At 66.2% G+C, this 11,820-nt stretch carries 9 protein-coding genes; 4 read left to right on the forward strand and 5 right to left on the reverse strand.

Going from position 1 to position 11,820, the window contains the following annotated elements:
• Positions 1 to 4: 4 nt before the first annotated feature.
• Positions 5 to 838 carry a metallophosphoesterase family protein gene (locus tag I6E04_RS06885; protein WP_235422458.1) on the reverse strand — a complete coding sequence of 278 codons (834 nt, stop codon included), beginning with the start codon at positions 836 to 838 and terminating at the stop codon, positions 5 to 7.
• Between the two features lie 205 nt (positions 839 to 1,043).
• On the opposite strand from I6E04_RS06885, the gene serC reads away from it, so the two are divergent.
• The 3 genes from serC to I6E04_RS06900 all read left to right on the forward strand — a co-directional run bounded on the left by serC (position 1,044) and on the right by I6E04_RS06900 (position 4,744).
• Entirely contained in the window at positions 1,044 to 2,153 is a 1,110-nt protein-coding gene (serC, locus tag I6E04_RS06890) for a 3-phosphoserine/phosphohydroxythreonine transaminase (RefSeq protein ID WP_235422459.1), read from the forward strand.
• A gap of 134 nt (positions 2,154 to 2,287) precedes the next feature.
• A complete protein-coding gene (locus tag I6E04_RS06895; RefSeq protein ID WP_235422460.1) occupies positions 2,288 to 3,451 on the forward strand; it encodes a phosphoglycerate dehydrogenase in 1,164 nt (387 codons plus the stop codon).
• Positions 3,452 to 3,559: 108 nt separating this feature from the next.
• Positions 3,560 to 4,744, forward strand: coding sequence for a M20 family metallopeptidase (locus tag I6E04_RS06900; RefSeq protein ID WP_235422461.1), 1,185 nt, complete (start codon positions 3,560 to 3,562; stop codon positions 4,742 to 4,744).
• A 62-nt stretch (positions 4,745 to 4,806) separates the two neighbouring features.
• Here I6E04_RS06900 and I6E04_RS06905 read toward each other — a convergent pair whose 3' ends face one another.
• The gene (locus I6E04_RS06905; RefSeq protein WP_235422462.1) at positions 4,807 to 5,733 is read right to left on the reverse strand and encodes an AEC family transporter; all 927 of its coding nucleotides are present in this window, start codon (positions 5,731 to 5,733) and stop codon (positions 4,807 to 4,809) included.
• A 108-nt stretch (positions 5,734 to 5,841) separates the two neighbouring features.
• Here I6E04_RS06905 and I6E04_RS06910 point away from each other — a divergent pair, with 108 nt between their 5' ends.
• The gene (locus I6E04_RS06910; protein WP_235422463.1) at positions 5,842 to 7,098 is read left to right on the forward strand and encodes a DUF1015 domain-containing protein; all 1,257 of its coding nucleotides are present in this window, start codon (positions 5,842 to 5,844) and stop codon (positions 7,096 to 7,098) included.
• A 433-nt stretch (positions 7,099 to 7,531) separates the two neighbouring features.
• Here the strand turns inward: I6E04_RS06910 and proC are convergent, their stop codons facing one another.
• The 3 genes from proC to I6E04_RS06925 are packed head-to-tail and all read right to left on the reverse strand — an operon-like array spanning position 7,532 to position 11,809.
• Positions 7,532 to 8,332, reverse strand: coding sequence for a pyrroline-5-carboxylate reductase (proC, locus tag I6E04_RS06915; protein ID WP_235422464.1), 801 nt, complete (start codon positions 8,330 to 8,332; stop codon positions 7,532 to 7,534).
• Positions 8,333 to 8,377: 45 nt separating this feature from the next.
• The gene (gene hypD / locus I6E04_RS06920; RefSeq protein WP_235422465.1) at positions 8,378 to 10,885 is read right to left on the reverse strand and encodes a trans-4-hydroxy-L-proline dehydratase; all 2,508 of its coding nucleotides are present in this window, start codon (positions 10,883 to 10,885) and stop codon (positions 8,378 to 8,380) included.
• 3 nt (positions 10,886 to 10,888) lie between these two features.
• On the reverse strand, positions 10,889 to 11,809 hold the full coding sequence (locus I6E04_RS06925) for a glycyl-radical enzyme activating protein (protein ID WP_235422466.1): 921 nt from the start codon (positions 11,807 to 11,809) through the stop codon (positions 10,889 to 10,891).
• Between the last annotated feature and the right edge of the window lie 11 nt (positions 11,810 to 11,820).

Genomic DNA, 11,820 nt, shown 5'->3' on the forward strand with positions numbered 1-11,820 from the left:
TCGGTCATTCGCCGTCTTCGATGGTCCCGTAGAACATCCGGCGGTCGTCCAGGCGCATGACGCCCACGCGCCCCACGGGTGCACCCGCCGCGGCGGAGCAGTCGATATCCACGCGGTCGGCGACACCGCCGGTATCCCAACATGCCCCGACCTCGACCGCGCAGGCGCGCTCATCGGCGTAGAGCACCGGTTGGCTCAGCAAACTCGCATAGCGGTAGAGCAGCACCGACGGCGTATGGCCCGCGATGACCACCGGACCGGAGCCATCGCGCGAGACCAGCCCCGTGGGTTCGCCCCAGAATTCCCCACGGGTCCACAGCAGGTCCTCGGCGGTCTGCTGCTCCATGGCATCGCGGTACAGCTCGAGCGGAACGCGCGCGTAGCCCTCGTCCGGCCCGTATCCGGCACTCGCCAGATATCCGCGCAGGGCGAGCGCATCGATGCCCGCATGGCACAGCAGATACTTCCGGCCGCCCACCTCGACGACGTCGAACAGCGGCAGTTGCTCGATCCATTCGACCAGCTCGACGTACTCCTCGCGCGGAAGCGCATCGAGCCCCGCGGCAGTCGACGACCCGCCGTTCATCTCCCAGGTCAGCAGGTCCAGCTGCTCCCCGGTGGCAAGGGCGGTGAGCAGCATATCCTCGTGGTTGCCCAACAGCACGCGGGCGTTGGGCAGGCCGTGCACCAGACGGAGCACACCGACGGGGTCCGGCCCGCGATCGACCATGTCGCCCAGCACGTAGACGGTATCGTCCGAACCGGGGGCGGCGAGTTCGAGCGCCCGGTCGAGCGCCCGCAGGTGCCCGTGCGCATCCGAGGTCACGAATATCGCCATGCGTCGCCCCTTACCTTAACCTTCAACTTGAACGTTATTGTAGCGCGACGGGACACCGCGCGCGAATCTGCACGCCCCATCCACGCCCCCATCATGCGATGCATAGGATCGGCGTCATTTCGTATACGTTAACGAACCACGACGGCACACTCCACTATGATAGAGTAGTTCGAACCGATTCCCGTCTTTTGGAGGTTCACCCCGCATGGCGCGCGTGCATAACTTCTCCGCCGGACCCGCTGCGCTGCCCGCAAGCGTCCTGTCCAAGATCGCCGCAGAGCTGCCCGACTACCGCGGCTGCGGCATGTCGGTTTTGGAGATGAGCCATCGGTCAGCCACCTACCAGCAGATCTTCGACGAGACCGAAGCCTGCCTGCGCCGGGTGCTGAACATACCCGATACCTACGCGGTGCTGTTCCTGCAGGGCGGCGCCACGCTCGAGTTCGCCGCGATTCCGCTGAACCTCATGCGCACGGGACGCGCCGGCTACGTCGTGTCCGGCCACTTCTCCAAGAAGGCTTGGCAGGAAGCGGCCAAGTACGGCGACGCCGTCCTGCTGGCGAGCAGCGAGGGCACCGGCTTCGACCGCATCCCCGACCTGGCACCCGTCGATGCGCGCTGCCGCGAGGAGCAGCTCGACTACGTCCACATCTGCCAGAACAACACGATCTTCGGCACGATGTACCACGAGCTGCCCGATACCGGCGACATCCCGCTCGTGGCGGACGTCTCGAGCTGTTTTCTGTCCTTCCCGCTCGACGTCGAGCGCTACGGGTTGATCTACGCCGGCGCGCAAAAGAACGCGGGCCCCGCGGGCGTGACCGTCGTGATCATCCGGCGCGACCTGCTAGAGGACCCGGCGCTCGACATATGCCCCTCCTATCTCGACTACCGCACGCAGGACGCCAAGGGTTCCATGCTCAACACGCCCAACACGTTCGGCATCTACACCTGCGGCAAGGTGTTCGCCTGGATCGAGCAGACCGGCGGACTCGCCGCCATGGAGCGGCGCAACCGCGCCAAGGCCGATGCGCTCTACCGCGCGCTCGACGAAAGCGAGCTGTTCGGTGGCACCGCGCACCCCGATTCCCGCTCGATCGCCAACGTCACGTTCCGCACACCGGCGCCCGAGCTCGACGCCGCCTTCGTCGCCGGCGCCCGCGCCCGCGGCATCGAGGGCATCGGCGGCCACCGTCTGGTCGGCGGCATGCGCGCGAGCATCTACAACGCCGTCACCATGGATTCCGTCGAGACGCTCATCGACTACATGCACGAGTTCGAGGCGCAGCACGCCCCGTCGGCACGATCGCGCTAGCCCGCATCCGCGGGCCCCAAGCCGCACATGGCAAAGGCGGTGCACCCCCTTTGCCATGTCGCGCCGGATCTCGCAAAGGGGACGCGCCCCTTTGCCACACTCGTAACGCGTTGAAGAACGAAGGAGCTCATCCCATGCGCTATATCAAGACCATCGACGACATCACCAAAGAGGGCGACGTCGAGTTCGGCGACGGCTACGAATTCGTGGAGGAGACGGCGGACGCCGACGCCATCCTCATGCGTTCCACCGATCTGCACGGCTACGACCTCCCCGACTCCATCCGCGCCATCGCGCGCTGCGGCGCCGGCGTGAACAACATCCCGGTCGAGGAGTACGCGAAGCGCGGCGTCGTCGTGTTCAACTCCCCCGGCGCGAACGCCAACGCCGTGAAGGAGATCGTCCTCGCCATGATGATCATGTCCAGCCGCGGCATCGTGCAGTCCATGGCATGGGTGCGCGACCATGCCGACGACCCCGACATCCTCGTGAACGCCGAGAAGGCCAAGAAGGCCTTCGTCGGGCACGAGCTCAAAGGCAAGCGCGTCGGCGTGATCGGCCTCGGCAACGTGGGATCCAAGGTCGCCAACGCCTGCGTCCACCTGGGCATGGACGTCTACGGCTACGATCCGTTCATCTCCGTCGAGCACGCGTGGGCCCTGTCCCAGGAGGTCCAGCGTGTGGGCACGCTCGAGGACCTCTGCCGCAACTGCGACTACCTCACTCTGCACGTCCCCTCCAAGGCCGACACCGTCGGCATGATCTCCACCGAGCAGCTCGATCTGCTCGCACCCGGCGCCGTGCTCGTGAACTTCGCGCGCGAGACCATCGTGGACGAGGACGCGGTCGACACCGCCCTGCACAGCGGACGCCTGTCCTGGTTCGCCACCGACTTCGCCACGCCCAAGACCGTGCTCATGCCCAACACGTTCATCACCACGCACTCCGGCGCGGGCACCGGCGAGGCGGAGGCCAACTGCGCCGACATGGCCATCTCCGAGCTCAAGGACTACCTGGAAAACGGCAACATCGCGCACTCCGTGAACTATCCGGCGTGCTCCATGGGCAAGGCGCGCGCGGCATCCCGCATCGCCTGCCTGCACGCCAACGTGCCCAACATGATCGGCCAGATCACGCGCATCCTCGCCGACGACAACGCCAACGTCCAGCGCATGGTCAACGAGAGCGCCGGCGAGAACGCCTACACGATGTTCGACACCGACGAGCATCTCGACGACTCCACGATCGAGGCGCTCAAGCGCATTCCCGCCGTCTACCGCGTGCGCGTGATCAAGTAACCGGCACGTCGACATCTATCGATACGACCGCGATCGGGCCTTGTCCTACAATGTGGGGCAAGGCCCGATCGCATGACTCGGGCGCCTTTCAGGGCAAGGAGGTATCCCGTGGACGCATGGGAACTGACCGGACAGCTGGTGCGCATAGACAGCTCGGATCCGGGTGCTTATGAGCACGATATCGAGCGATTCATACGGCAGCTCGTCGAGGCGCGCGTGGCCGCGATGCCCGACGCGCTCGGCCGTCGCATCGCCGTGGAGGAGCTCGAGGTGCTACCCGACCGGCGCAACCTCATGGTCACGGTACCGGGTACGGGCGACGAGCCGCGCTTAGTCTTCATCTGCCACATGGACACCGTCACGCTCGGTGACGGTTGGGCGGACGGCACGCCCCCGCTCGGCGCCGCCGTGCGCGCCGGCAAGCTCTACGGCCGCGGCGCCTGCGATATGAAAAGCGGGCTCGCCTGCGCGATATCCGCACTGTTTTGCCTGCTCGACGACGTGGAGGCGCGAGGCGCGCTCCCCCGCCGCGGCTTCTCGCTCACCTGCACCGTCGACGAGGAGGACAGGATGCGCGGCGTCGAGGCCGCCATCGACGCGGGATGGGTCGGCTCGCGTGAATGGGTGCTCGACTGCGAACCGACCGACGGCCAGATCCAAGTCGCGCACAAGGGTCGCACGTGGTTCGAGCTGACGATGACCGGGGCCACGGCGCACGCGAGTCAACCATGGCAGGGCGCCGACGCGATCGCCGCGATGGCGGAGGCCATCTCGGAGATACGGCGGGCGTTCACCGCGCTTCCCGCACACGATGAGCTCGGCCCGGCCACCGTCACGTTCGGGCAGATCACCGGCGGCTACCAACCCTACGTGGTGCCCGACTCCTGCACGGTGTGGATCGACATGCGCCTCGTGCCGCCGACGGACACGCGGGCGGCGAAGGGCATCGTCGAACGCGCGATCAAGGCGGCCGAGCGCGCGGTGCCGGGCACCCGGGGATCCTACCTGATCACCGGCGACCGGCCCGCCATCGAGCGCGACCCGTCCTCCCCGCTGCTCGCCACCCTCGCCGACGTCGTCGCCGCCGAAACCGGCGCCGCGGCGCACGTGGGGTTCTTCACCGGCTACACCGACACCGCCGTCATCGCCGGCACGTGCGCCAACCGAACCTGCCTGTCCTACGGCCCCGGTTCGCTCGCGCTTGCCCATAAGCCCAACGAGTACGTGGCGTGCGACGATGTGACGCGCGTCGAACGCGTGCTCCGCGGGCTCGTGCGCGCCACGCTCTGGTAGACGCTTCGGCGCCCGCCGGGAGCCGGAAAGCCCGGCACGGGCACGACGAGTGCCGATCCGCCCTAGGCCACCAGCAGCGCCATGAGCGGAATCGTGACGATCGAGGCGAACACCGACAGGAACATGCCCTGCATCACCGGCTTTGCGTCCATGCCGTACATGAGGCAGTACAGGATGCCGTTCGTGGCGACGGGCATGGCCTGGCCGAGCACGATGACCGCCAACACGAGCGGCGTGGGCGCGATGCCGCGAAACGCGCAGAACAGCAGCAGCGGCACGCCGATCAAGCGCATGGCGCAGGCGAGATAGGCGCGCCAGTTGGTCACCATCTCGCGCGCCGAGTAGTTCGCCAGTGACGAACCGCAGATGAGCAGGGCCGCCGGCGTGGTGAACGCACCGCAGTTGGACAGGCCGTCGCCCAGCACGCCGAGGTCGTTGACGCCCGCGATCGCCATCGCGAGCACGACCACGCTGGCGGCAAGCATGGGAGACAGCAGGCGCTTGGCGCTCTCGCGCGCCGCCTTGGCCGCCCCGCCCTCGGGAATGCCCGAGATCATGAGGACGCCGGCGCTGCTCGACAGGATGTACCACGGGATGTTGGCGATGGCTGCATAGAGCACCGCATCGGAGCCCAACACCGCCCCGAGCACGGGAAACCCGATGAACCCGACGTTGCCGAACGCGATGACGAAGCTGTACGCGCCGCTTTCTGGCGCCCGCATGAGGCGCGGCACGACGAGGGCCGCCACGAGCGCGATGACGTAACCGATCGCGGACAACCCCAGCAACTGGAGCAGCACCTCGGCGGGCGGTAGCTCGCGGTCGCACACGGACACCAGGATCATGCAGGGCAGCGTGATGTTGATGACCAGCTTGGACAACACGCTATCGAACTCGCCGCCCATGAAGTCGAGCTTGTGGGCGACATACCCGATCAGGATGGGGATGGCAAGCGTCACCATCGTCAGCGCGGTATCCAGAAAGCCCATAGCAGCTCGCATTCGTCGAGATTTCCAACGTGTAAGGACTTCAGGATACACCCACCCGCTGCGGTATCATGACGGAACACCTTGTTCCCCGTCAGGAAAGGCATCGACATGCGCGTCCTCCCCTTCCCCTGTATCCGGCCCGTTCCCGAGCACGCCGCCGAGGTCGCGGCGCTGCCCTACGACGTCTTCGATCGTGCGGAGGCAGCCGAATACGTGCGGACGCGCCCGCTGTCGTTTTTGAACATCGACCGCCCGGAAACCCAGTTCGCGCCCGATCAGGACATGTATGCGCCGGAGGTCTATGCGCGCGCCGCCGAACTGCTGCGCGAGCGCATGGACGACGGGACCTACATCGCCGATTCGAACCGCGCCTACTACATCTACGAGCTGCGCATGGGCGCGCACGTGCAGACCGGCCTGGTCGGCGTCTGCGCGATCGACGAGTACGAGGACGGCACGATCAAGCGGCACGAGCTCACGCGCGAGGACAAGGAACGGGACCGCATCGAGCACATGCGCGCGCTCGGCTGCCAAACCGGTCCGATCTTCCTCACCTATCGCGACCAACCGGTGCTCGACATCATCATCAACGCGGCGAAGGAGTCCTCGCCGATCTACCGCTTCACCGACGACGAAGGCGTGGAGCAGACCGTATGGGAGGTCGTGCGCGAGGATGCCGTCGAGGCGATCCACGCCATGTTCGGCCATGTGCCGTGCGCCTATATCGCCGACGGGCATCACCGGACCGCGTCTGCCGTGAAGGTCGCCCAGGCCATGCGCGAGCAGGCGCGCGAGGCGGGCACGCTCACCGGCAAGGAGCCGTTCAACTTCTTCCTGTCCGTGCTGTTCCCCGCAAACCAGCTCACGATCCTGCCGTACAACCGCGTGGTCGCGGACCGCGCAGGGCTTTCCGTCGATGAGCTGCTGGAACGCATACGCGAGGCGGGCTTTACCGCCCTCGAGGTCGACGCCGCCGTGGAACCCGAGACCACCGGCGTGATCGGCATGTTCACCGACGGCCGTTGGTGGCGGCTCGTCTTTGACGAAGCGCTGGCGGCCGAGGTCGCCTCGACGGACCCCGTGTCCGCCCTCGACGTGTCGGTCCTGCAGCATCGCGTGCTCACCCCGATCATGGGCATCGGCGACGTACGCACCGACCCGCGCATCTCGTTTGTGGGCGGCATTCGCGGGACCGACGAGCTCGAGCGGCGCGCCGGCAGCGAAGGCGTGGCATTCTCCCTGCACGCGACGGCTATCGACCAGCTGCTCGCCGTCGCGGACGCGGGCCTGCTCATGCCGCCCAAATCCACCTGGTTCGAGCCCAAACTGCGCAGCGGCCTGTTCATCCATCGCATCGCCAAGTAGCGATCGGCGATCGCCCCACGCTCGACTCGGAACGCGAAAACCATGCATAGCTCTAGGGCGCGATTTTTCGGTGCCCCTCGCCGGTACGGGCGACACCCCTCGACAAAGCCGCAGGAACGAACTGGGCTTTTATTTGGAGGTGTCGCCCGTACCGGCGAGGGGCACCGAAAAATCGCGCCCTAGAGCATCCAGGCCATTCATCGAATCCGATTCGGCTCTTTTTTATGCATAGAGATTTCTCCGAACTGGCAGCATAACGTCCATTCATACATCGCCGCTGCACCCCTCCCACCCTGTTCGGCCAGCAGTGCCCGCAGGAGAAATCCGATCGTCTCGTCTGCGGAAAACTCGCAGGGAACAACGCATAAAAACGCCCGGTCGGCCACGATGTGGCCGACCGGGCGCTCGGGATGCGACGAATCGTAGCTATCCGCTACATGGCACGGTTGCGTGCCGCGGCGGCACGCGCAGCGTCGATCACGGCGGAGCGCAGGCCACCGGCCTCGAGCGCGGCGACCGCCTCGATGGTCGTACCCGCCGGCGACGACACCATGTCCTTGAGCACCGCCGGATGTGTACCGGTTTCCAGCAGATACTTTGCCGTACCGAGCACAGCCTGCTCGGCGAAGGTATAGGCCTGGACGCGCGGCATGCCCTCGGCAACCGCCGCGTCGGCGAGCGCCTCGATGAGCACGCACACATACGCCGGAGAGCTGCCCGAGGCCGCGATCACGGCATCGATCAGGTGCTCGGGCACGATCTCGGCGCGACCGAAGCTCTCGAACAATTCCTTGACGTGCGCGATCTCCTCAACCGCCACGTTCGCGTTGGGCGTGAGCGAGCTCATGCCGGCGAGCACCATCGCCGGCAGATTGGGCATCACGCGCACGATCTTGCGCGTCGCGCCGAGCAGCCCCTCCAGGCGCTCGAGCGTCACGCCCGCGGCGATCGACACCACGAGGGCATCCGGAGCGACGGCATCCGCAAAACCGCGTACCGCATCGTCCAGATACTGCGGCTTGATTGCGATGAGCACGATGCGCGCGTCGCGCACCGCCTCGACGTTGTCGCAGGTGCCCTCGCATCCAAGCTCGGTGACGAGCCGCTGCTGCGAGGCCTCGTTCACGTCGGACACAACGATGTCGGCGGGTGCTATGAGCCCCGCGGCGACGATGCCCTTGGCGATCGCGGTTCCCATATTGCCGCAACCGATCAGCGCGAATTCCTTAGCCATATCGATCTCCTCTCCGACAAGATGGTGCCAGGACCGATCTTGTCGCTAAAAGCCTTGCTCCGTCCGGTTGATAATCTCGTCTTGCAGCTCACGCCCCAGATTGCACCATTTCTCGGAGAAACCCGCCACGCGCACGATCAGATCGCGATACGCCTCGGGATGCCGCTGCGCGTCGATCAGCGTCTCGCGATCCACGATGTTGAACTGGACGTGATGACCGCCCATATCGAAGTACGATCGCACGAGGTCGGCAAGGTTGTCCAACCCGCGGTCGCCGGCGATGGACGACGGCGTGAACTTCTGATTCAGCAGCGTGCCACCGGTGGACGCATGGTCCATCTTAGCGCACGACTTGATGACGGCAGTGGGGCCGTTCACGTCGGCATGCGCCTCCGGCGAGATGCCGTCGCTCACCGGTTCGCCCGCCAGACGGCCCGAAGGCGAGGCGCCCGTGACCTCGCCGAAGTAGATGTGGCACGTCGTGGGCAGCATGTCGATGCGCCACTCGCCGCGGCGCATGTTGGGACGTCCGGTCACGCTATCGCGGAAGCACGCGAACACCGCACGCATGATGTCGTCGGCGTAGTCATCGTCGTTGCCGTACTTGGGCGTGCGGCGGCTTGCCAGCACACGGATGCGCGCGTCACACTCGCCGGCGAAGTTGCTCGCGAGCGCGCCGAGCAGCTCGCCCATCGTAAAGCGCGCATGGTCGTACACGTTGTACTTGATGGACGCCAGCGCGTCGGTGATGGAACCGATACCCACTCCCTGCAGGTAGGTGGTGTTATAACGCGCACCGCCGGCGTTGTAGTCCTCGCCGCGGGCGATGCAGTCCTCGGTCATGAGCGACATGAACGGTACCGGGTTCTCGCGCGCGCAAATCTGGGTGTTGATGTTGGAGCCGCGCACCTTGATGTCGATGAAATGCTTCATCTGGCGCACGTACGCATCGAAAAGCTCGTCATAGGTGGCAAAGCTTCGCGGATCGCCGGTTCGCAGGCCGATGAGCTTGCCCGTGCGCGGGTCGACCCCGTCGTTCAGTGTGATCTCGAGGATCTTGGGAAGGTTGAAGTAGCCGGTCAGCGGGTATGCCTCGTAGCCCCAACAGCCCGTCTCCACGCAGCCCGACGACCCGCCGCGGCGCGCATCGGCGAGGCTCTTGCCCGCAGCGAGCAGCTCGTCGACGATCTCCTCGGTGTTGTAGAACGCCGGCTGTCCCCATCCCGCACGGGCGACCTCGCAGGCGCGGCATAAAAAGCGCCGCGGCGTCTTGCGCGAGATCTGCACGTTGGAGTTGGGCTGTATGAACATCATCTCGTCCATGCAGTCCAAGATGAGATACGAGACCTCGTTCACGCCGTCCGTGCCCTCGGGCGTGATGCCGCCGGTGTTGATGTTGGCAAAATCGCTGTAGGTACCGGATTCCTTGAGCGTGACGCCCACCTTGGGCGGCGCCGGCTGGTTGTTGAACTTGACCCACAGGCACTCGAGCAGCTCGAGGGCGCGCTCGCGGGTGAGTTCGCCCGCCGCTACGTCGGCGCGGTAGTATCCGATGAGATGCTGGTCCAAGCGGCCGGGCGTGTAGGCGTCCCACGGGTTGGTCTCGCTCGTGATCGCCAGATGGATGAACCAATAGCGTTGGATCCACTGCCAGAAGGTCCGCGGGCGGTCGTGCGCCACCGTGCGGCAGTTCTCCGCGATCTGGGCGAGCTCGGCGGCGCGCGTGGCATCGGACTCCTCCGCCGCCATGCGTTCGGCGAGCTCGGCATAGCGCTCCGCGAGGATCGTGACCGCATCGAGGGCGATCAGCATGCCGTGGAGCTCGTCGCATTTGGCGACCGCATGCTCGTCGGCCATATAGTCGAGCGCGTCGATCGCGGCTTGGATGTCCGCGCGGATCTCGTCGAAGCCGGCGCGCACGCCGCGCTCCGAGCCCAGACACGTATGCCCACCGGCCCGCTGCTCGTAGAACTCGGTGAAGATCCCCGCCTCGAAGGCATCGTGCCAGGCGCTCGTCTGCGCGCGCATGATCTTCTCGCGGCTCGCGCGGGCACGCCAGTACGGAATGACGATGCTCGCCTGCGCGGCGAGGTCGTCGTCGGTCACGCGGAAGTTCACCTGCTCGCGATCGTTCATGTTGCGCATGTCCGCCAGCGTGTGGCAGCACAGTTCGGGAAAGGTGGGCGCCGCCTGGGGTCCGCGTCCCTTCTCGCCCACGATGAGCTCGCCCGGCTCGATCGAGATGGTCTTGTCGGCAAAGTAGTCGCGCAGCACCATGCCCCGCAGCTCAGGCGTGGATACGCTGCCCTCATGACGCAGGTACGTCGCGGTTTCGATGAGAGCGCGCTCCATATCGAGATAAGGCTGCGTGGTCTCGGACTGATGGCGCAAACGCTTGACGCGCTCGTTCATGCCGTGGTCGTCCGCCCACGTATCATGCGAGGTCACCCGCGTGGGCGCGTCGTGCGAGCGCACGGCGGCGAGCGCCGCGTCGATCGCCTCGAGCTGCTGCTCCGCGATATCATCGAAACTTGCGATCGTCGAGGTCTCCATCGTCTAGCCTCCCAGTTCCACATCGGTAAGCCCCTGCTCCGCAAGCAGCTTGACCAGTCGATCCATGTGCTCCGCGGACGGAGCGCGAAACCCCTCCTGTCCGGGGTCGACACCGAGCCGCCGATACTTTCCCGTACCCGTTGTATGATACGGCAGCAGGCTCACGCGCGGGGTCCCAACCCGTTCGGTAACGTAGGCTGCCAGCGCGCACATGGCCTCCTCGCCGTCGTTGACGGGGTGCACCACGGGCACGCGGATCTCGATCTTCGCGCCCGATCGGGCCAAAAACGCCAGGTTATCTAGGATACGTTCGTTCGAGACACCGGTGGTGCGCCGGTGGACCTCGTCGTCGAGCGCCTTGAGGTCGTAGAGCCACAGATCCGCATACGGCAGCAGCCGCTCGACATGCCCACGCGGTGCGAACCCGCAGGTGTCGATAGCGACGTGCACGCCCTCGTCATGAAGGGTGCGACAGAGCTCCTCGAGGTAGTCGATATCCTGCGCCAGGCACTCCCCGCCCGACAGCGTGACCCCGCCGCCGGAACGCTCGAAGAACATCCGGTCGGCGAGCAGGCGATCGGCGAGCTCCGCGGCTAGCGGCGCCGGTGTGCCGGCGAGCTCGCGGGCGTCCTCGGGACAGAAGTCGACGCACGCCCCACAGGCGACGCAGTACGCGCGATCCGTGCGTACGCACCCGTCGGCACCGCGTGCGATGGCGCCCTGCGGACAGGCGGCGAGGCACATGCCGCACGACACGCAGCGGTCCTCATCGACCATGAGCTGCGGGGAAAACGACTGTGACTCGGGGTTGTGGCACCATGCGCAACGCAGGGGGCAACCCTTGAAGAACACCGTCGTGCGGATGCCCGGCCCGTCGTGGGTCGAGAACCGCTGTATGTTGAAGATGAGGGGGCGCGCAGCCATCACCGTCTCCT

This window comes from Collinsella tanakaei, from assembly GCF_021531055.1.
GTDB lineage: Bacteria > Actinomycetota > Coriobacteriia > Coriobacteriales > Coriobacteriaceae > Collinsella > Collinsella tanakaei_B.